This window comes from Janthinobacterium sp. SUN206 (assembly GCF_030587305.1).
In the GTDB taxonomy this organism is placed as follows: domain Bacteria; phylum Pseudomonadota; class Gammaproteobacteria; order Burkholderiales; family Burkholderiaceae_D; genus Janthinobacterium; species Janthinobacterium kumbetense.
Genome location: NZ_JAPWIB010000003.1, coordinates 568269 through 587966 on the forward strand (window position 1 = coordinate 568269; position 19698 = coordinate 587966).

The 19698-nt window shown below is 62.8% G+C and carries 19 protein-coding genes and 1 tRNA gene; 14 read left to right on the forward strand and 6 right to left on the reverse strand.

Annotated features, from left to right (window positions below):
* Positions 1–47 precede the first annotated feature (47 nt).
* The 5 genes from O3300_RS19530 to mutM are packed head-to-tail and all read right to left on the reverse strand — an operon-like array spanning position 48 to position 6435.
* Complete coding sequence (locus O3300_RS19530) at positions 48–671, reverse strand: response regulator transcription factor (protein WP_099665719.1); 624 nt, start codon at positions 669–671, stop codon at positions 48–50.
* The gene (locus O3300_RS19535) at positions 668–2461 is read right to left on the reverse strand and encodes a sensor histidine kinase (RefSeq protein ID WP_305053849.1); all 1794 of its coding nucleotides are present in this window, start codon (positions 2459–2461) and stop codon (positions 668–670) included. Before O3300_RS19535 ends, O3300_RS19530 begins: the two co-directional genes overlap by 4 nt.
* Positions 2461–3636, reverse strand: coding sequence for an A/G-specific adenine glycosylase (gene mutY / locus O3300_RS19540; protein WP_305053850.1), 1176 nt, complete (start codon positions 3634–3636; stop codon positions 2461–2463). The genes O3300_RS19535 and mutY overlap by 1 nt, the downstream gene beginning before the upstream one ends.
* A 38-nt stretch (positions 3637–3674) precedes the next feature.
* On the reverse strand, positions 3675–5576 hold the full coding sequence (locus O3300_RS19545; protein WP_305053851.1) for a dynamin family protein: 1902 nt from the start codon (positions 5574–5576) through the stop codon (positions 3675–3677).
* 22 nt (positions 5577–5598) lie between these two features.
* A complete protein-coding gene (mutM, locus tag O3300_RS19550; RefSeq protein WP_099665715.1) occupies positions 5599–6435 on the reverse strand; it encodes a bifunctional DNA-formamidopyrimidine glycosylase/DNA-(apurinic or apyrimidinic site) lyase in 837 nt (278 codons plus the stop codon).
* 167 nt (positions 6436–6602) lie between these two features.
* Between mutM and O3300_RS19555 the strand changes: the two genes are divergently transcribed.
* The 7 genes from O3300_RS19555 to pth all read left to right on the forward strand — a co-directional run bounded on the left by O3300_RS19555 (position 6603) and on the right by pth (position 12711).
* The gene (locus O3300_RS19555) at positions 6603–8387 is read left to right on the forward strand and encodes a tetratricopeptide repeat protein (RefSeq protein ID WP_305053852.1); all 1785 of its coding nucleotides are present in this window, start codon (positions 6603–6605) and stop codon (positions 8385–8387) included.
* Positions 8388–8460: 73 nt separating this feature from the next.
* Positions 8461–9099 carry an outer membrane lipoprotein LolB gene (locus O3300_RS19560; RefSeq protein WP_099668272.1) on the forward strand — a complete coding sequence of 213 codons (639 nt, stop codon included), beginning with the start codon at positions 8461–8463 and terminating at the stop codon, positions 9097–9099.
* A complete protein-coding gene (gene ispE / locus O3300_RS19565; protein ID WP_289899510.1) occupies positions 9096–9980 on the forward strand; it encodes a 4-(cytidine 5'-diphospho)-2-C-methyl-D-erythritol kinase in 885 nt (294 codons plus the stop codon). Before O3300_RS19560 ends, ispE begins: the two co-directional genes overlap by 4 nt.
* A gap of 78 nt (positions 9981–10058) precedes the next feature.
* Positions 10059–10135 (forward strand) — tRNA-Gln (locus O3300_RS19570).
* 150 nt (positions 10136–10285) lie between these two features.
* Entirely contained in the window at positions 10286–11236 is a 951-nt protein-coding gene (locus O3300_RS19575) for a ribose-phosphate pyrophosphokinase (RefSeq protein ID WP_034753270.1), read from the forward strand.
* Positions 11237–11402: 166 nt separating this feature from the next.
* Complete coding sequence (locus O3300_RS19580) at positions 11403–12011, forward strand: 50S ribosomal protein L25/general stress protein Ctc (RefSeq protein WP_077408940.1); 609 nt, start codon at positions 11403–11405, stop codon at positions 12009–12011.
* 115 nt (positions 12012–12126) lie between these two features.
* On the forward strand, positions 12127–12711 hold the full coding sequence (gene pth, locus O3300_RS19585) for an aminoacyl-tRNA hydrolase (protein WP_034778342.1): 585 nt from the start codon (positions 12127–12129) through the stop codon (positions 12709–12711).
* On the opposite strand, the gene O3300_RS19590 is transcribed toward pth, so the two are convergent.
* A complete protein-coding gene (locus O3300_RS19590; RefSeq protein ID WP_305053853.1) occupies positions 12712–13809 on the reverse strand; it encodes a serine hydrolase in 1098 nt (365 codons plus the stop codon).
* Between the two features lie 118 nt (positions 13810–13927).
* Here O3300_RS19590 and O3300_RS19595 point away from each other — a divergent pair, with 118 nt between their 5' ends.
* The 7 genes from O3300_RS19595 to O3300_RS19625 all read left to right on the forward strand — a co-directional run bounded on the left by O3300_RS19595 (position 13928) and on the right by O3300_RS19625 (position 19696).
* Positions 13928–14503 carry a DUF2975 domain-containing protein gene (locus tag O3300_RS19595; protein ID WP_305053854.1) on the forward strand — a complete coding sequence of 192 codons (576 nt, stop codon included), beginning with the start codon at positions 13928–13930 and terminating at the stop codon, positions 14501–14503.
* Complete coding sequence (locus O3300_RS19600; RefSeq protein ID WP_034778346.1) at positions 14503–14736, forward strand: helix-turn-helix transcriptional regulator; 234 nt, start codon at positions 14503–14505, stop codon at positions 14734–14736. The genes O3300_RS19595 and O3300_RS19600 overlap by 1 nt, the downstream gene beginning before the upstream one ends.
* A gap of 155 nt (positions 14737–14891) precedes the next feature.
* Entirely contained in the window at positions 14892–15983 is a 1092-nt protein-coding gene (gene ychF / locus O3300_RS19605; protein WP_251349368.1) for a redox-regulated ATPase YchF, read from the forward strand.
* Positions 15984–15989: 6 nt separating this feature from the next.
* The gene (locus O3300_RS19610) at positions 15990–17018 is read left to right on the forward strand and encodes a glycosyltransferase family 2 protein (protein ID WP_305053855.1); all 1029 of its coding nucleotides are present in this window, start codon (positions 15990–15992) and stop codon (positions 17016–17018) included.
* Between the two features lie 55 nt (positions 17019–17073).
* On the forward strand, positions 17074–17622 hold the full coding sequence (locus tag O3300_RS19615) for a dTDP-4-dehydrorhamnose 3,5-epimerase family protein (RefSeq protein ID WP_099665707.1): 549 nt from the start codon (positions 17074–17076) through the stop codon (positions 17620–17622).
* 21 nt (positions 17623–17643) lie between these two features.
* Positions 17644–19056: a lipopolysaccharide biosynthesis protein gene (locus O3300_RS19620; RefSeq protein WP_305053856.1), complete on the forward strand. Its 1413-nt coding sequence runs from the start codon at positions 17644–17646 to the stop codon at positions 19054–19056.
* A gap of 121 nt (positions 19057–19177) precedes the next feature.
* Positions 19178–19696: a sigma-70 family RNA polymerase sigma factor gene (locus O3300_RS19625; RefSeq protein WP_251349364.1), complete on the forward strand. Its 519-nt coding sequence runs from the start codon at positions 19178–19180 to the stop codon at positions 19694–19696.
* The last annotated feature ends 2 nt before the right edge of the window (positions 19697–19698 follow it).

The window sequence follows — 19698 nt, forward strand, 5'->3', positions numbered from 1 at the left end:
CATCGCAGGCCGCAAATCACGACGCGCAGTAGGTTGGGTTGGGTGTTCTAGATTTCGCCGCCGGCCATTAGCAGCCGGGCTACCTCGGCTGCTGAATGCAGGCCCAGTTTTTCCATCGTGTTATGGCGGTGCACCTGCACTGTCTTGTCGCTGATGCCCAGCTCGCGGGCGATGACTTTCGAGGCTTTGCCTTCGGCCATCAGCAACGCCACTTCGCGCTCGCGCGCGGTGAGCCTGGCCAGCGCCGATTGCGCCGTATTCGCGCTGGCGGCGCTGCGGCTTTCTTCCACGCTGCGGGCCACGGCCCGGCTGACGGCGTCCAGCAGCACCTGGTCCTTGCACGGCTTTTCCAAAAAATCGCAGGCGCCCGCCTTCATCGTCTGCACGGCCATGGCCAGGTCGCCGTGGCCGCTTAAAAAAATCACGGGCAGGGAGATGGCGTGGCCGGTCCTGTTGTTCAACTCCTGTTGCAGTTCCAGTCCGCTCATCAAAGGCATGCGCACGTCGAGCAGCAGGCAGCCCGGAACATGGCCAGCGTAGCGCTGCAGGAAGTCGCGCGCCGACTCGAACGTCTCGACCTTCCAGCCGGCCGAATCGAACAGATAGGCCAGCGAGCGGCGCATGGCGGCGTCGTCGTCGACGACAAAGATGATCGCATCGCTTTCATTCATGGTGTTTCCTTGTTGGCTCCCAGGCCGGTATCTTCGGGCAGGCGGAACCAGACCGTCAAGCCTGGTGCATCGGCGTTGGCGTGCGCCGACAGGCTGCCGCCGAACGATTCGATGATGCTTTTGCTGAGCGACATGCCCAGGCCCAGGCCTTCGGCCTTGGTGGTAAAGAAGGGTTCGAACAGGCGCGCCATCTGCGCCGCTTCCAGGCCGCAGCCGGCGTCGCGCACGGCCACCGTGCAGGCGCCGTTTTCGCGGTGCAGCAGCACGCCGATGGGGTGCTGCGGATTGCCGTTTTCCAGCTGCGCATCGAGCGCATTTTTCAGTAAATTGAGCAGCACCTGCTGCACTTGCTGCGGGTCGGCCAGCACGCGCGGTGCCGCGCTGACCGCCTCGTGGCGCCAGCTGATATTGGCTTGCGGATGGGCTGCGCGGAACAGGGCCACGGCTTGCTCCACGGCGTCGGCCAGGGCGAAGGCCGTGCTGTGCGCGGGACGCTTTTGCGCCATCGCGCGAATGTGACGGATGATGGCGCCCGCGCGTTCGCTTTGCGTGGCGATTTCCTGCGCGCCGTCGAGCAGGGGCGCCGCATCGAGCCGACCCGCCGTGATGCGGCGCGCCATGCCGCGCGCGAAATTGCCGATGGCGGCCAGCGGCTGGTTCAATTCATGCGCGATGGCGCTGGCCATTTCGCCCAGAATCGCCAGGCGCGCCGTGTGGTCTAGCGTGGCCTGGCGCTGGCGCGCCTGCTCTTCCAGCGCGCGCTGCTGGTGCTGGGCGGCGCGCAATTGCTCCGTGCTCCGGCTGACCAGGTATTCCACGCGCACCGTGTGCACGGCCCAGGCGACGAGCAAGGCCAGCACCAGCAGCATCCAACCCCAGTAGCGGCGCAACGCCGTCTCGAACGTCAGCTTGTCCAGATAGGCGTAGGGACCGATGCGCAGGTCGCGGAACAGTTCATCGACGATTTGGTAATCGCTGGGTACCGTCCAGCTGTAGCCTTCGTCGGTGCGCGGCATGGCCAGCAGGGCTTGCGCCACTTTTTTTGCCAGCGCGGGCGGCGTCTGGCGCAGGGCCACGAAGGGCCAGTCCGGATACAGCCGCGACGAGCTGGCGCAGCGAAAACCGGGAATCGGGCGCGTGGTGATCACGCGCAGTTCCTCGGCGCGCACTTCGCCGCGCGCGACCATCTGTTCGAGCAGGCAGGTGCGCACGATGCCCGCATCCATGCGCCCCGCACGCACGGCGTCGATGATCTGCTGCGACGGAAAACCGCTATAGCGCAGGCTGGCAAAATCATGCGTGGGATCGATGCCCGCTTCGCGCAGTTCGCGCGCGGCGATCTGGTAGCCGCCAAAAGCGTCGGGCGCCACGGCCATCACGTTCTTGCCAGCCAGGTCGGCCAGGTCATGCAGTGGCGACGCGCTGCGCACGACGATGGCCGAGCCGATGGCCTGGCGCGGCGACTCCGTCCATGGCGATTCCAGGGTGGCGATACGGCTGGCGCCATCGCTGTGCTCGAGCGCCACGTAATGGCCGCTGCTGGTGATGGCAAAGGCGATCGATTGCGACTGCACGGCGCGCGTCAGGCCCGCCTGGTCGTAGTCGGCCAGGGTGAAACGGATGCCGGGAATGCTCGCTTGCAGGTGGCGCGTCACGTACGACCAGTCCTGCTGCACGGCGTCGCCGCCCTTGTAGGCCAGTACGCCAATTCTTACCTCGGGCAGGTCGTTCGCCGCGTGGGCGCCGTGCAGACACAGCGCCGCCAGCGCGAGCAGTAAAAAATGCCGCACTAGAACATGCTGCGCTGCGCCGCGCGCGCATCGCCGAACAGGTCCAGCAGCAGTTTCTTGATGGGAGCGGGCAGCGGCGCGTCTGCAATTTTTGCGCCGTCATACCAGACGTGCGTCGCTTCCCCGGCCAGCGCCAGGCGGCGCACCAGGGTGATGCGGCAGGGAACGATGTGCAGTTTGTAGTGGGTAAACACGTGTACGATGGGCAGCAGTCGTTCCTGCGTTTCGATTGCGCCAAACGGCGCCACGGCGTGCGCCAGCAGCTCCTGATCGATGTCGCGCGGACAGTCCTCGCCGGCCAGCACGTGGCCATCGAGTTCCGGCAGCGACAGCAAGCCGCCCCAGATGCCGGAACCGGGACGCTGTTCCAGCAGCACCTGGCCATCGTCGATGATGACGAGCATGACGGCGTGTTTTTCGGGGCTGGTTTTCTTCGGTTTGCGCACCGGCAGATCCTTGGTGCGGCCCGTAGCGTAGGCCACGCAGCGCGGCTGCAGCGGGCAGCGGCCGCAATCGGGGCTGCTGCGCGTGCACAGGGTGGCGCCGAAGTCCATCAGGCCCTGCGTGTAGGCTTCGATACCTGTCTCCGGCAGCAGCGCTTCGGCACGGCGCCACATGGCTTCCTCGACCCGTCTTTCGCCGGGATAGGCATCGATGCCGAAGGTGCGCGCGAAGACGCGTTTGACGTTGCCGTCCATGATGGCCGCGCGTGTGCCGCTGGAAAACGCGGAGATGGCGGCCGCCGTCGAACGGCCTATGCCGGGCAGGTCGGCCAGCAAGGCTGGGTCGCTGGGGAAGGCGCCGTCGTATTCGGCCACCACGCGCTGTGCGCACTTGTGCAGGTTGCGCGCCCGCGTGTAGTAACCGAGGCCGCTCCACTGCGCCATCACGTCTTCCACCGGGGCGCTGGCCAAATCGCGCAGGGTAGGGAAGCGTTCGAGGAAGCGCGCATAGTAGCCGAGTACCGCGGTGACCTGCGTTTGCTGCAGCATGATTTCGGACAGCCAGATCAGGTAGGCGTTGCGCGTGTTTTGCCATGGCAGCGCATGGCGGCCATGCTGCTTTTGCCAGGCGATGACGGTGGCGGAAAAAGTCGGGTCGATGTAATTTTCAGACGCGTTTTCAAACTGAGTTGCGCCCGTGGCGGGCGAGAGCGGATGCAGCAGACGTTTCATGCAGGGTTCCAGTATCTTGTGGCGTGTTGTTGCGTGTTTTATGTGGCGCTGGCCGTGCGCAAGGCAGCGAGCAATTGCGCCAGCTGCGCCTTGTCGCGTTCGAGCGCCGCCAGGCTGGCTTCGAAGCCGGCGATTTTCTGTTCCAGGCTGCCCGTGGCGTCGTGGATGCGCTGGATCGAGGCAAAGCGCAGTTTCAGCTGCTCCTTGTACTCGACGATCTGCGCTTCGAGGGGCGCCATGATGACTTTCAGCCAGGCGCTGGCGTCGTCGTTGGCGTTGGTGAAACTGCGGCGCACGCGCGAGGCGATGGTGTCAAAGAATTTCTCCATCAGCACGACACGGCTGGTGGTGAGCAAGGTGGCCGTGCCGAACTGCTTGTGATACACGGCTTCGATATCGGCGATCTCCTGGCGGTAGCGGGCCAGCGAAAACGGCATCGGCAAGGCCAGCGCCAGGCCATGTTCGGTGGCGAATTTTCGGTACATCACGTTCATCATTTCCGTGATCTCGGCCGTCTTGCCTTCCGAACGGTCCAGGTTCCGGGTGATGCGCTCGAAATACTGGCGCACGGCTTCGCGCAAGCCCGTGAAAAAGCGGCTGCGCTGCATGGCCGCGCGCACGCCATCGATATCGTTGCGCACGATATCCATGCCCAGGCTTGTATAGAGTTCCGTCGACAGGCGGGTAAACACGGCGCGCGTGGCCTGCAGCTTGAACAGGCTGCTGTCGAATTCCTTCTTCTCGATATCGACGCGGCGCATCATGTGCGCGATCACGCTCTGGTTCTTGCCGCGCAGGCTGTGCAGCTCGTGCAGCTGCTCGGCGATGCCGCGCGCGCGCGCCGCCGCCTGCACCTGCTGCGCCGCCTCGATGGCGTCCAGGTCGAACGCCAGCTGGCGCCGGATGATGTCCTTGCGCGCGGGGATCAGCTCATCGAACAGGGCCGTCTCCAGCGGCAGCAAGCGGCTCTTTTCCAGCAGCGCCGCATCGTGGTTGATCTTGCCCACCAGGGCCTTTTGCGCCGAGACGGGAAACACCTGGCCCGCATCCAGTGTCAGCAGGTGCGCCACGCTGGCCTGCTGGCGTTCGATGGCTTGCGCCACCTCGGCATCGCCGCGCAATTCGTCCCACATGCTGTCGATCTTGTTGAGCACTACCAGGCGCCCCGCGCCGGCGCCGATATGGTTGCGCCATACTTCGATATCGCTGCGCGTGACGCCCGTGTCGGCCGCCAGGATGAACAGCACCGCGTGCGCATTCGGGATCAGGTTCAGGGTCAGTTCCGGTTCCGTGCCGATGGCGTTCAGGCCGGGCGTGTCGAGAATCACCAGGCCCTGTTTCAGCAGCGGATGGGGGAAGTTGATGATGGCGTGGCGCCACATGGAGATTTCCACCTGGCCGTCCTCGTCCAGCATCGAGGGCGCGTCCGCATCGTCGGCGTCGTACAGGCCGTAGCGCGCCGCTTCTGCCACGCTGACTTTTTTCGTCAGGCTGACCTGGCGGATGGCTTCCTGCATGTCGCCGCCCGCCTCGATATTCAGGGACAGGACGGTCCAGGCGGCGGGCAGGTCGCGGTAGTCGCTGGTCGACAGGTTCTGGGCGCGCGTCTCGATGGGCAGCAGCCGGATCGATGGCGGCCAGGCCGCGTCGTACAGCAGCTCGGTGGGGCACATGGTGGTGCGGCCTGCGCCCGAGGGCAGGATGCGCTGGCCATAGCCGGCAAAGAAGATGGCGTTGATCAGCTCGGATTTTCCGCGCGAGAATTCCGCCACGAAGGCCACGGACAGGCGGTCGTCAGTCAGACGGGAGCCACAGCGCGCCAGGCGCAGCGCGGAGGCGCCGTCGACCAGGCCCGCCGCGCTGGCGGCTTGCCGGTATGCCTGCAAGGCGGCCTGCACGTCCTGCCGCCATGCGCTGTATTGTTCCAAGTCTCTGACCATCTGGCTCCCTCTGTGAGTGTGGCTACTTTTGGCAATTCACGCAGTAAAACGTGGAACGCTGTCCCTGCACGATTTGCCGTATCGGCGCGCCGCACACGCGGCATGGCTTGCCCGCGCGGTTGTACGTGAAATACGTCTGCTGGAAGTAGCCGGACTGGCCATTGACGCCGATGAAGTCGCGCAGGGTGCTGCCGCCCTGCACGATGGCTTCGGCCAGCACGTCGCGGATCGATTGCGCCAGTTTCTCATAGCGGGCCAGGCCGATGCGCCGGGCTGGCGTCTTCGGGTTGATCCCCGCGCGGAACAGGCTTTCGGAGCAATAGATATTGCCCACGCCGACGACGATGTCGCCCGCCATCAGCACCTGCTTGATGTTGGTGCCCTTGTTGCGCGTTTTCTCGAACAGCAGCTGGCCAGTGAAGCCGCCTTCCAGCGGTTCCGTGCCCAGACCGCGCAGCAGCGCGTGGCCATCCAGCGGGCCGTCGGCCTCGTCATGCCACAGCACGGCGCCGAAGCGGCGCGGATCCGTCATGCGCAGCACCTGGCTGCTGCCGTCCGCGTCTTCCACGACGAGGTCGAAATGGTCGTGCTTTTGCGCCTCCGTCCCAGTGGGCAGCACGCGCAAATGGCCCGACATGCCCAGGTGGATGATCAGGGTGCCGTGGCGGAAGTGGATCAGCAGGTATTTGCCGCGCCGCCCCGTCAGGCCGATGGTTTGCCCCGACAATTGTTCGCCCAGGGCAGGGGGGAAGGGCCAGCGCAGGCCGTCGCGGCGCAGCACGACGGCACGCACGGCGCGCCCTTCGATGTGGGGCGCGACACCGCGCCGTGTGACTTCGACTTCTGGCAATTCTGGCATAGGGCTCGAATGATGGAAAACCGGGTAAAAAACAGGCGGGTCGCCGGCCGATGGCTGGCCCGGGCACGCTACGCCGCCACGACGTATATATTTCGTTACATACGTGAAGTACGCGATAGCCGCGTTGGGCGTAGAATCAAACTTTGCCGTTTAGCCAGGATCAGCCTTTGAAAAACGCTTTCGCCATTGTAACCTTGTCCGCCCTGATGGCCACGCATGCCATGGCACAGACGCCTGTTGCCCCCGCCGATGGGGCGGCCAGCCCCGCTGCGGCCGCTGCGCCGCAAGCGGCCGGTACCGAGTCCGACGACGACGCCAAGGGCGAGAAGCTGCCCAAGGTCGAGTTGAGCAGCGATTTGCTGTACAAGCTGACCAAGGCTGAAATGGAATTCAAGAGCGGCCAGTGGCAAGGGCCGTACGTGACGATGATGGTGGCGGCGCAGCAGACGCGTGATCCGCGCCTGGCGCGCCGCGCCTCCGAAATGGCACTGGCCGCCAAGCAGGGCGGCGAAGCGCTGGCGGCCATCCGCCTGTGGCGTGAGCTGGCGCCCGAATCGGATGAGGCGACCCAGTTCTTCCTCGGCTTCGTCGTCTTGACGGACAAGATCGAAGAAGCGGAACCGATTTTTGCCGAGCGCCTGGCCAATGCACCGCCGGGCGCGCGCGGCGTGGCCCTGTTCCAGATGCAGCAGATACTGTCGCGTTCGAATGACAAGCTGTATGCCTATTCGATGGTGACGCGCCTGGTGCAGCCCTACCTGGACATGTTCGAAGCCCACCTGGTGCTGGCGCAGGGCGCCTTGTCGATCGGCGAGCGTGAACGCGCCATCGGCGAAGCGAACAAGGCGTTGGCGATCAAGCCGAACTCCGAGCTGGCCGCGCTGACCCTGGCGCAGGTGACGGGCGAGCCCGAGGCGGCAGGCAAGGTGCTGGCCGCCTTCCTGCAAAAGAATCCGGACGCTGTCGAGGTGCGCGGCGCGTATGCGCGCCTGCTGGTCGAGCAAAAACAGCTGGAGCCGGCGCGCGACCAATTCCTGCTGCTGCTGAAAAGTCAGCCCGACAACCTGGGCGGCCTGTATGCGCTCGGCATCGTGGCGTTGCAGCTGGAAGATACCAAGGGCGCGGAGCAGTACTTCAAGCGCTTCCTGGCCGTGCTCGACAAATCCCCTGGCGACGCGCGCGATCCGTTCAATGCCCTGATGATACTGTCGCAGATCGCCGAAACGCGCGGCGACACGGCCGGCGCCATCGCCTGGCTGGACAAGATCGACAACAGTGCGTCCGCCGGTTATGTCGAGGCGCGTTTGCGCCGCGCCCAGCTGATCGCCCGTGGCGGCAATCTCGATGCGGCGCGCAAGGCGCTGACGGAAATCGAAACGGACGATCCGGCAAGCCAGGCGCAGGTGCTGCTGGTCGATGCGCAATTCCTGCGCGATGCTGGCTACGTGCAAAGCGCCTATACGGTGCTGGAAAATGCCTTGCTGCGCTTCCCCGATAATCCGGAACTGCTGTACGACTATGCCTTGCTGGCCGAGCGCCTGGATAAACTCGAGCTGATGGAGGCGAGCCTGCGCCGCGTGATGGCGCTGGCGCCTGACAATCAGCACGCGTATAACGCCCTCGGCTACTCGCTGGCCGAACGGGGCATCCGCCTGCCGGAAGCCCATGCACTGATCGAAAAAGCCTTGCAGATGGCGCCGGGCGACCCGTTCATCATGGACAGCATGGGCTGGGTGCAGTTCCGCATGGGTAACCTGGCCGCCGCGGAAAGCGCGCTGCGCCGCGCCTATGCCGTGCGCAGCGACCCGGAAATCGCCGTCCACCTGGGCGAAGTGCTGTGGCAGAAGGGCGACAAGGCCGAAGCGCAAAAGCTGTGGCGCGAGGCGCAAGGCAAGGATCCGAAAAACGATGCACTGAAAAGCACCCTGGCGCGCTTGAATGTCAGTTTGTGATTGAACCGATTAACTCAACTATGAGAAACCAGCGCCATGGCGCTGGTTTTTCCTTGTGCCCATGTCCAAACCCATGTCCAAACATTTCCTGCCCCTGACTGTCCTGTGCCTGGCCCTCTCGGCCTGCTCGACCCTGACTTCCCCCTTTTCATCCGGCGCCGCGCCATCGGGCAAAGCCGTCGCGCCCTACCGCGAACAGGTGGAGCTGACGGGCCGTTTGAACGTCGTGTACCAGAAGGATGACAAGCCCGAATCGGCCACGGTCAATTTCAACTGGCTGCAGACGGCCGCGCGCACGGATGTGACCCTGTATACGCCCGTCGGCAGCACCCTGGCGACGATCGCCGTCACGCCGCAGCAGGCCGTGTTGACGCAAAGCGGCAAGGCGCCGCGCAGCGCGCCCGACGTCGATACCCTGAGCGCGCAGATGCTGGGGTGGTCCCTGCCCGTGTCGGGCTTGCGTGACTGGCTGCAAGGTTATGCCGTGGGCGCCGATGGCAAGCGCTTCGTCGCGTCACCGGCCAATGACAGCGTGACAACCAAAGACGGCTGGCGCTTGCGCTATGTGTCGTGGCAAGATGCTGCTGAGAATACACCGGGCGCCTTGCCCCAACCGCGGCGTATCGATGCCGAACGCACCACCAGCGCGCAGGCCGATGCCGTGTCGCTGCGCATCGTGCTCGATGCCGCCCCATCCACACCTGCACCATGACATTGACGACCCTGAATCATTGCCCGGCTCCCGCCAAACTGAACTTATTTCTGCACGTTAACGGCCGCCGCGCCGATGGCTACCATCTGCTGCAGACGGTTTTCCAGTTGCTCGACCATGGCGACACCTTGCACTTCGCGCTGCGCGACGACACGCTGATCCGCCGCGTGACGGCGCTGGCCGGCGTGCCGGAAGAGCAGGACTTGATCATCCGCGCCGCGAAACTGCTGCAGGCGGAAGTGCTGCGCCGCACGGGCGCCTTGCCGCGCGGCGTCGATATCGCCATCGACAAGGTGCTGCCCATGGGCGGCGGCCTGGGGGGCGGTTCGTCCGATGCGGCCACGGCCCTGATGGCCTTGAACCGTCTGTGGCAAGCGGGCTTGAGCCGGGAGGAATTGATGGCGCTGGGCTTGCCGCTGGGCGCCGATATCCCATTTTTCATCTTTGGCGAAAACGCCTTTGCCGAAGGCGTGGGCGAGGCCCTGCAGCCCGTCGCCACGCCCGAATGCTGGTATGTGGTGATCGAGCCGGGCGTGCAAGTACCTACCGCCGCAATTTTTTGCGCGGAAGGCTTGACGAGAAATACCGAACCCGTCACAATAGCGGACTTTTCCAGGCACCTCGCAGAAGGAAACGATGCGGGCGGGTTTGGTAAAAATGATTTACAGCAAGTGGCATGCAGTCTTTTCAAGCCGGTAGCAGATGCGGTAGAATGGCTGGGTGCTTACGGTGAGGCCAGGATGACTGGTTCCGGTGCTTGTGTGTTTAGTGCGTTTGGCAGTCAGGAAGAAGCGGATGCGGTGCTCAGCAATGTGCCACCAGTCTGGATCGCCTGGAAGGCAAAAGCGCTGAATCGCCACCCGATGCTCACGGTGTTGTAAAGAGCAAAAAAAGATTTTGCTTAGCGTCAAATAGTCGGTATAATACTGGCCAACATGACGGCAAGCAGTCAGTAACGTAGGGGAATCGCCAAGCTGGTTAAGGCACTGGATTTTGATTCCAGCATGCGAAGGTTCGAATCCTTCTTCCCCTGCCACCATTTCACCGTAGTCTGTCGATGCGAAGTTGGCGTCCAGTACGGGAAAAAGCAGATATGTCGCCACGCGGCATATTCTAAACAATGACTGACCGGGCCTATGCCCGGTTAGTGCTTTTCAAGACTTCTATATCACCTCTTGGGACTCCCATGGCTTACGAAAACCTGATGGTTTTTACCGGCAACGCGAATCCAGCGTTGGCAGAGGGGGTCGCAAAAAACCTCGGCATCCCTCTCGGTAAAGCAAACGTTTCGAAATTCTCCGACGGCGAAGTAATGGTCGAGATTAACGAAAACGTACGCGGCAAGGATGTTTTTGTTTTGCAATCCACCTGTGCTCCAACCAACGACAGCCTGATGGAAATCATGCTGATGGTTGATGCCTTGAAACGTGCTTCCGCTGGCCGCATCACCGCCGCGATTCCTTACTTCGGCTACGCCCGCCAAGACCGTCGTCCACGCTCCGCGCGTGTGGCAATTTCGGCCAAGGTGGTGGCGAACATGCTGGAAGAAGCCGGTGTCGAGCGCGTCCTGATCATGGACTTGCACGCTGACCAGATTCAAGGTTTCTTCGATATCCCAGTCGACAACATCTACGCTTCGCCAATTTTGCTGGGCGACCTGCAAAAGAAAAACTACCAGGATCTGCTGGTGGTGTCGCCGGACGTCGGCGGTGTGGTACGTGCGCGCGCCCTGGCAAAACGCCTGGGCTGCGACCTGGCCATCATCGACAAGCGTCGTCCAAAAGCGAACGTGTCGGAAGTGATGAACATCATCGGTGAAGTCGAAGGCCGCAACTGCGTGATCATGGATGACATGGTCGACACGGCAGGCACCCTGACCAAGGCTGCCGAAGTGCTCAAAGAGCGCGGCGCGAAAAAAGTCGTGGCGTATTGCACGCACGCGGTGCTGTCGGGCCCGGCGATTGACCGTATTTCGGCCTCGCCACTCGATGAGCTGGTCGTGACCGACACGATCCCCCTGTCCGAAGCGGCCCTGGCCTGCGGCAAGATCCGTCAATTGACGTGCGCGCCGCTGCTGGCCGAGACGTTCAAGCGCATCATCAAGGGCGATTCGGTTATTTCCCTCTTTATCGATTAATTCGACAAGAGCAGCAACAGACGTCACCTGCGGCGCGACCGGCTTTTTGCCTGTTGCGCCGTAGTATTTTAGTTTTCGGGGCGCATATGCGCCCATTTTCGAAGATTCCTGGTCGCGGGAATCTTCATAACACAAGGCGCAAGCCTTGTTCTTCTTGGAGTTTCACATGAAAGTTATCGCATTTAAACGCGAATTGCAAGGTTCCGGAGCGAGCCGCCGCCTGCGCATTTCCGGCCAAACCCCTGGTATCGTCTACGGTGGCGCTGAAGCCCCAGTGCTGATCTCGCTGGATCACAACGCCCTGTACCACGCGCTGAAAAAAGAAGTGTTCCACTCGTCGATCCTGGACCTGGAAATCGACGGCGTTTCCCAGCAAGTTCTGTTGCGCGACTTCCAAGTCCACGCATACAAACAACTGGTTCTGCACGCTGACTTCCAACGCGTTGACGCTAAGCAAGCTATCCACGTGAAAGTTGCTCTGCACTTCACGAACGCTGACGTTTCCCCAGCAGTCAAACTGCACGGCGCGACCATCAGCCACGTAGCCAACGAAATCGAAGTTTCGTGCCTGCCAGGCCAACTGCCAGAATTCATCAACGTTGACCTGTCGAACATCGACGTCGGTCACTCGCTGCACGTTGGCGACCTGGTCCTGCCAGCTGGCGTGACCGCTGTCACCCACGGCGCCAACCTGACCATCGCTACCGCTTCGGTACCGGCTGGCCACGTTGCTGCTGAAGCCGCTGCTGCTGAAGTTGTTGCTGACAAGAAGTAATTTTGCCGCCGCAGCAATGCGGTAGTCGCAAGGAAAAACCCGTCCGGTTCGCTCCGGACGGGTTTTTTTCTGCCTGTTTTCACCGATAATACGTTTTTACACTGCAGACACAGCCATGCCCATACGCCTGATCGTCGGCCTCGGCAACCCGGGACCCGAATACGAACAAACCCGTCACAATGCCGGCTTCTGGCTGGTGGACAACCTCGCCAACAGCTTGCCCGGCACGCGCTTGCAGCGCGATTCGCGCTACAACGCCATGCTGGCCAAGACCTCCATCGGCGGCAACGAAGTCTGGCTGCTCGAACCGCTGACCTTCATGAACCGCTCGGGCCAATCCGTGGGCGCGCTGGCGCGTTTCTTCAAGATCGCCGCCGATGAAGTGCTGGTGGTGCACGACGAACTCGATCTGATGCCAGGCATCGCGCGCCTGAAGAAGGGCGGCTCGGCCGGCGGCCATAATGGCTTGAAGGACATCACGGCCGCGCTGGGCACGCAGGATTACTGGCGCTTGCGCCTGGGCATCGGCCATCCGCGCACCCTGAGCCTGCAGCAGCAGGTAGCCGATTTCGTGCTGCACCGCCCGCGCCGCGAAGACCAGGAGCTGATCGAGCAGGCGATCGACAAATCCTTGCAAGTCATGCCGCTGATCGTCGAGGGCAAGTTCGAGGCGGCGACCATGAAGTTGCACACCGCGTAATTATTTCCCCGCCTTGCCGAAGCCGGTCATGATGGTTTTCGCCATCTGCTGCTGGCTGGCCTGGGCGCTGCTGCCTTCACCCGCGTTGGCGGCGATCAGCAAGCCGTCGCCGCTGCCGGGCGCCAGCGCGATCAGCGCGTGCCAGTAGCCGTTCGAGCCCAGGTGGGTCAGCACGCGCTGTGGCGCCTGGGGCGGGAAATGCATCACGCCCCAGCCCAATGCCGCATTCGTGTCGCCCTGCGCCGTATGCAGCAAGACATAGGTTTCCTGTTTCAGCAGCTTGCCCTTGCCTTGTTCGCCCTGCAGTTGATCGAGCGCAAACTTGGCCCAGTCAGCCATGCTCAGGTGGATTTCTCCATCGGGCGCCATCATCAGCGGGTTGCTGGCCATCAAGCCGGCGATCGGCTTGCCTTCCTTGTGGCCCAGGTTTTGTCCGCGCACCGTGGGACCGAACGCGGCCTGCATGCCCAGCGGGCCGAATACTTCCGCCTGCATCAGTTCCTCATAGGTCTTGCCCGTGACCCGCTCCGCAATGGCGGCGGCGATCATGGCGCCGCTGTTCGAATAATGCGATTCGCCGCGCGGTGCGGCCACCGGCGCGTCGGCCAGCGCGCGCTGTGCGTATTCCAGGCGCAGCACGGGCAAGGGGCGCGCATCCGTGTAGGTGGAATTGATCCAGTCCTCGTCCGGATTGGGCGGTAAACCGGCGCGGTGCGCCAGCAAATCCATCAGGTTGACGTCGCGGTACTCGGCGCGCATGCCGGCGCTCAGCGCGGGCAGCATGCTGGACAGCGGCGCATCCCACGACAGCACGCCCCGCTCCACCAGGCGCGCGATCAGGGTCACCGTCATGGCCTTGCCGTCGGAACCGATATTCCACACGTCATCGGCGCGTACGGCGTCATGGCCGTCGTTGGCGCGCACGCCCGCCTGCGCCTGCGCATCGATCTTGCCGTCGCGAATGAGCAGGATGGCCATGGCCGGCACGCTCCTGTCGGCCAGCGCCTGCTGCAGCATGGCGTTCAAGTCATGCGCGCGGGCGGCGCCGCCGAGCAGGAGGGCGGTGCTGCAAACGAGTGAGGCAAGCAGGGTTTTCATGGTGTCTCCAGTCGATAGGATAGGGCGAACATGTTAAAATGGTCGCAAAACATGATTTAATTATTGTTTTACGATAATTTATTCTAACGGCACTTTGTACTTTCGTATACTTTTAAATATGAAAAAAAATCAGTCAGGCCCCGCTGTATTGAGCCGGCGCGTGCGCCATGGCGTGACGACGTTCTTCGTGCTGTACCTGCTGCTGACGGTGCTGGGCTGGCTGGCGCCCGCGCCGGCCGCGCATGGGACATTGGGTGGCGCCGGCATGTACGAGCTGATGCTGCAACTGCAGAACCAGCCATTCGAGCACCTGGCGGCCATGCCGTGGTGGCAGCGGGTACTGGGCCTGGCGCTGGCCTTGCCGGCCTTGCTGGTGCTGGGCGATGCCGTGCGCCAGCTGGCCCGGATCCTGCGCCAGTTCGAGCAGGGCGTGTACTTTACGCCGCAGGTGGCGGCGCACTTTCGCCGTTTCGCGGGCGGCTTGCTGCTGGGAACGCTGTTGACCCTGCTGGAGCCGACCGTGCGCGGCATGCTGTTCGGCTTGCTGGAAGAGGGCGCGGGCCAGTTGCGCCTGGTGGTCGACGTCACGGGCGGCGACTTGTGGACCTTGCTGCTGTGCTCCGTGTTCTTTGCGCTGGCGCAAATCCTCCATGAAGGCCAGCGCCTGGCCGATGAAAACAGCGGGTTCATCTGATGGGCATCGTCGTGCGCCTCGACCTGGTACTGGCCAGGAAAAAAGTGAAATCGAAGGAATTGGCGGCCTTCATCGGCATCACGGAACAGAATCTGTCCCTCTTGAAATCGGGCAAGGTGCGCGGCGTGCGTTTCGATACCCTGTCGAAAATCTGCGAAATGCTCGAATGCCAGCCCGGCGACATCCTGGAATTCGATGCGTCGCAGCCGGACGACGGGGATGGCGACAGTTAGCGGCACAGAGGGCGGTTTTTTTGAAGAGTAGGGTGCATAGAGGTACAATTGACCCTTACCAGATTTATTACAGCAAGATTATCCAGAAAACGCCTGTACAGGCCGTTTTTGCACCAGCCGCTTGCCGGCAAAATTGATTATTTAAAGGTTTTCCCATGAGTCTCCAATGCGGTATCGTCGGCTTGCCGAACGTCGGCAAGTCCACCCTGTTCAATGCACTGACGAAAGCCGGTATCCCGGCTGAAAACTATCCGTTCTGCACCATCGAGCCGAACGTCGGCGTCGTCGAAGTGCCGGACCCACGCATGGATGCGCTGGCCGCCATCGTCAAGCCGGAACGCATGGTCAACGCCATCGTGGAATTCGTCGACATCGCCGGCCTGGTGGCCGGTGCATCGAAGGGCGAGGGCCTGGGCAACCAGTTCCTGTCGCACATCCGTGAAACGGACGCCATCGTCAACGTCGTGCGCTGCTTCGAAGATGACAACGTCATCCACGTGGCCGGCAAGATCAACCCGCTCGACGATATCGAAGTCATCCAGACCGAACTGGCGCTGGCCGACATGGGCACCGTGGAAAAAGCCATCCACCGCGAAAACAAGAAAGCCCGCTCGGGCGACAAGGATGCGGCTAAGCTGCTGGCCATCATGGAACGCATGATGCCTTACCTGAACGACGCGAAACCCGTGCGCGCGATGGGCCTGGACGCCGATGAAATGGAACTGATCAAGCCGCTGTGCCTGATCACGGCCAAGCCGGCCATGTTCGTGGCCAACGTGTCCGACTCGGGCTTCACGAATAATCCGCTGCTGGATCAGCTGACGGCCTATGCGCAATCGCAGAACGCCCCCATCGTCGCCATTTGCGCGGCGCTGGAAGCGGAAATCGCCGACCTGGACGACGCCGACAAGGGCGCTTTCCTGGCCGACATGGGCATGGAAGAGCCAGGCCTGGACCGTCTGATCCGCGGCGCGTACAAGCTGCTGGGCCTGCAAACCTACTTCACGGCAGGCGTGAAGGAAGTGCGCGCCTGGACCATCCATGTGGGCGACACCGCACCGCAGGCGGCCGGCGTGATCCACACCGACTTCGAACGCGGCTTCATCCGCGCGCAAACCATCGCCTATGACGACTTCATCGCCTACAAGGGCGAGGCGGGCGCCAAGGAAGCGGGCAAGATGCGCGCCGAAGGCAAGGAATACGTCGTCAAGGATGGCGACGTGCTGAACTTCCTGTTCAACGTCTAAGGACAGATGCTTGCTGGCAAGCGCCAGCAACATATTGCATTCGTCCATTGCGAAATGCCGCTCAATGCACTTGGGCGGCATTTTTTGTTTGTCTATTTGAAAAGGCCTGCCATGCAGCCGGAGAAACCGCCGCTCGTTTCCATTGTCATGGCCACGTACAACCGGAGCAATATCCTCGGGTACGCTATTCAGTCTGCACTCGCCAGCACCGTGCAGGATTGGGAACTGATTATTGTCGGCGATTGCTGCACCGACGATACCGCCGAGGTGGTCGCCGCGTTCGGCGACGCGCGCATCCGCTTTGTGAATCTGGACACCAATTACGGCGAACAGACGGGGCCCAACAATGTCGGCGTCAGCCTGGCCCGAGGCACCTATCTGGCATTCCTGAACCACGATGACCTGTGGTTGCCCGATCATTTGCAAAGCAGTATCGAGGTCCTCGAGCGCACCGGGGCCGACCTGGCTTTTGGCCAGGGACTGGTGGTTTTGCCGGTGGGACATCACATGGTGGGCGCGCTGGCGGATGGCGTGCAACCGTACCGTCCGTGGATGGACGTGCCCGCTACCCTGTGGATCATGCGGCGCGAGCTGGCCCTGCAGATCGGCCCATGGCAACCCTCATGGGAAGTGCGCTGCTGGCCGTCGCAAGCCTGGCTGCACCGCGTGTATCGCGCGGGACGGCCGATGCTGGCCCACCCCCGCATCGGCGCCATCCTGATCCAGTCTGGCAGCCGCAGCAATGCCTACCTGGAGCGGCAACACGCCGAGCATGCGTTCTGGTGGGCGCACATGCAGGATCCGCTGAATATTCTGCAGGCTGTCTCCACGCTGTATGGCAAGGTGGGCCGTGAGCGTCTTATTGCTCCGCTACAGTCCGCGATAACGGCCATGAAAGCATTGTCACGCCGTCTTTGCTATATGTTGGGGCTGTGGCCGCCGCATCCCGGCTTCTGGCTCAAATATTGGCGCAAAGGCACATTTTTACGTGAATTACGCCGCCGCCGGGGATTGAAGGACATGTCGCAGCGATAGATAATACGGTTGCAATACATAAGAGCATTTTTATAAAATTCTAGGGGTAGATCTGGTGGCTGAGAAAGATAACTGGTTGTTGGCTGGCGCGAAGCAGGATGGCGTCAGCATTACCAAGGAATGGAAGCCGGCAACGCCTTCCTTGATCGATGGCGTGATCTTTCAGGAAATCAAGCCTGTCCTGACGGCGTACGGCAGCCTGACCGAAATTTTCCGCACCGAATGGGTGCCCGATGCGGCACAGATAGGCCAGATATTCGCCTCGACCCTGGAGCCGGGCGGACTGAGCGCCTGGCATGCGCATGCCATCACGACGGACCGCCTGTTCGTGGCGGCGGGCCAGATGCGCGTGGTGCTGTACGACGCGCGCGAGGAGTCGCCCACCTTTGGCATGCTCAACGAATTCAAGCTGGGCACCAGGCGTCCCGGCCTGCTCGTCGTGCCGCCGCGCGTCTGGCATGGCGTGCAAAATTACTGCAGCACTCTTGCCATCCTCGTCAATGCGGTGGACCATGCGTATCGCTATGATGCGCCGGACCACTGGCGCGTGCCGGCCGATTCGGACACGGTGCCCTATCGTTTCTCCAACGACAGGCATGGCTGAGATGCCCGGCCCGGCTGAACGATGCGCCTGAACCGTCTCGCGGGTTTTTCAGCCGGCCCCATCTTGTCGCTGCTGTGCGGCCTGGCCACCGTGCCTGCCGTGGCCTGGCTGTTTCCGCCTGCCGACATCGGCAAGCTGGATTTCTTCATGACCGCATGCACGGTGGCCGGTTTGCTGCTGTCGCTGGGGCTGGATAAGGCTTTCCTGCATGAATACCATTACAGCACCGCGCGTAGCGGCTTGCTGAAAGCGTGCCTGCTGCCGGCCGTGCTGCTCGCGCCCATGGCGCTGGCCGTGATACTCGTGTTTGCCGCGCCGGTAGCGCAACTGTTATTTGATGTGGCGCAACCTGCACTGGCTGTCCTGTTCGCTGCCGGCATGCTGAGCGCCCTGGCCAATCGCCTGATCGCGCAACTGTTCCGCATGCAGGAGCGCGCCTGGGTATTCAGCCTGGCGCAAGTATTGCCGAAAATGTCGCTGCTGTTGCTGCTGCCTGTCCTGTGGAGGGATCCGCAGCGCAATTTCGTGCACCTGGCAAGCCTGGTCGTGGCCACTACCTGGCTGGTCACGCTGTGGCTGTTGTGGCATGCGCGCGTATCGCTGGCGCAAGCCTGGCACACCGCCGTGGATCGGGTGCTGCTGCGGCGCCTGCTTTCCGAGGCCGCGCCCCTGCTGGTGAGCGGGATTTTTTATATGTTAATGTTGTCGGCCGGTATGGGCTTGCTGCGTTTCTTTGCCGGCTTTGACGAACTCGGCATTTATGCGCTGGCCACGCGCGTGGCCGCCGGCGCCTGGCTGGTGCAATCGATTTTTACGATTGTCTGGATACCGCAAGTACACAAGTGGGCCGCGGCCGGCGGCGGCCTGTCGAATATTGCGGCCATTTGCCGCCATGCGCAGGCCATCGTGGTGGTGGGCTTTTGCCTGGCGGGCGCCCTGGCCTGGTTGATCGGCTGGGTCTTGCCTCCCAACTATCACGGCGTCGCGTACATGGCGGTGGCCACGGTCGGCCAGCCGCTGCTGTATGCCCTGGCGGAAGTGACCGGCGTCGGCATCAATCTGGCCCGCCGTCCGGCATTTTCCATCGCCGCCTTTGCGGCCGGCTTGCTGGGCACCTTGCTGGCGGGCGCCGTGCTGGTGCCGCGCCATGGCGCCACGGGCGCCGCCGTGTCTCAACTGCTGGGCTTCCTCGTGTATTTCGTCGTCAAGACGGAGCTGGGCATGCGCGTCTGGCGTCCGCTGCCGCGTCGTTCGCTGTACCTGAGCACCGTCCTGCTGTCGCTGCTGGCGGCGGGCCACGCGTTTTTTGCCCAGCGCCTGGGGGTGCTTGCTCCGCTGGCGTGGGGCGTGCTGCTCGCTGCCGCACTGCACGTCTACCGGCCTTCGCTGTGGGCCGCGTTCAGGCTGTTCAGGCCCGTCCGGCAGCAGGGCTGAGGGCGTTTGCTGCCCGTCGCCGTATTGCGTTTTCCTCGTCACTCGGCGTACAATGAGAATAATTCTCATTTATAATCCGATGCGCCTGTTCTTGCCGGCCGTTGGCGACAGGAAGGGTATCGTGAGCACCGCCGAGTTAGCGCTTCAGCAGCAAGTCAGCAGTCTGTACACCGACCACCATCACTGGCTGCGTGGCTTGCTGCGCCGTAAACTCGGCAATGCCTTCGATGCGGCTGACCTGGCGCACGATGTGTACCTGCACCTGATGAAGACGGGGCGCATGCCGCCGGCCGGGGAGTCGCGCCGTCACCTGACGCAGATCGCCAACGGCATGGTCATCGACCTGTACCGCCGTCGCCAGATCGAGGCCGCCTACCTGGAAGTGCTGGCCCTGGTGCCCGAGGCGCTGGCGCCGTCCGAGGAAGAGCGCGCGCTGGTGATCGAGGCGCTGACGGAAATCGATGCGGTGCTGCACCAGTTGCCCGCCAAGGCGCGCAAGGCCCTGTTGCTGTGCAAACTCGATGGCCTCAGCTATCGCGACATCGCCGCCGAATTGCAGGTGTCCGTCTCATCCGTCGAAAAATACATCGCCGCCGGTTTGCTGGCCTGCTACCAGGCCATGCACGCGCCGGACGCCTGAGC

Coding starts and splice junctions, on each gene's coding strand:
- O3300_RS19530 (WP_099665719.1), bottom strand. CDS start 671: ATGAATGAAAGCGATGCGATCATCTTTGTCGTCGACGACGACGCCGCC.
- mutY (WP_305053850.1), bottom strand. CDS start 3,636: ATGAAACGTCTGCTGCATCCGCTCTCGCCCGCCACGGGCGCAACTCAG.
- O3300_RS19545 (WP_305053851.1), bottom strand. CDS start 5,576: ATGGTCAGAGACTTGGAACAATACAGCGCATGGCGGCAGGACGTGCAG.
- mutM (WP_099665715.1), bottom strand. CDS start 6,435: ATGCCAGAATTGCCAGAAGTCGAAGTCACACGGCGCGGTGTCGCGCCC.
- O3300_RS19560 (WP_099668272.1), top strand. CDS start 8,461: ATGTCCAAACATTTCCTGCCCCTGACTGTCCTGTGCCTGGCCCTCTCG.
- ispE (WP_289899510.1), top strand. CDS start 9,096: ATGACATTGACGACCCTGAATCATTGCCCGGCTCCCGCCAAACTGAAC.
- O3300_RS19575 (WP_034753270.1), top strand. CDS start 10,286: ATGGCTTACGAAAACCTGATGGTTTTTACCGGCAACGCGAATCCAGCG.
- O3300_RS19580 (WP_077408940.1), top strand. CDS start 11,403: ATGAAAGTTATCGCATTTAAACGCGAATTGCAAGGTTCCGGAGCGAGC.
- pth (WP_034778342.1), top strand. CDS start 12,127: ATGCCCATACGCCTGATCGTCGGCCTCGGCAACCCGGGACCCGAATAC.
- O3300_RS19590 (WP_305053853.1), bottom strand. CDS start 13,809: ATGAAAACCCTGCTTGCCTCACTCGTTTGCAGCACCGCCCTCCTGCTC.
- O3300_RS19595 (WP_305053854.1), top strand. CDS start 13,928: ATGAAAAAAAATCAGTCAGGCCCCGCTGTATTGAGCCGGCGCGTGCGC.
- O3300_RS19600 (WP_034778346.1), top strand. CDS start 14,503: ATGGGCATCGTCGTGCGCCTCGACCTGGTACTGGCCAGGAAAAAAGTG.
- ychF (WP_251349368.1), top strand. CDS start 14,892: ATGAGTCTCCAATGCGGTATCGTCGGCTTGCCGAACGTCGGCAAGTCC.
- O3300_RS19610 (WP_305053855.1), top strand. CDS start 15,990: ATGCTTGCTGGCAAGCGCCAGCAACATATTGCATTCGTCCATTGCGAA.
- O3300_RS19620 (WP_305053856.1), top strand. CDS start 17,644: ATGCGCCTGAACCGTCTCGCGGGTTTTTCAGCCGGCCCCATCTTGTCG.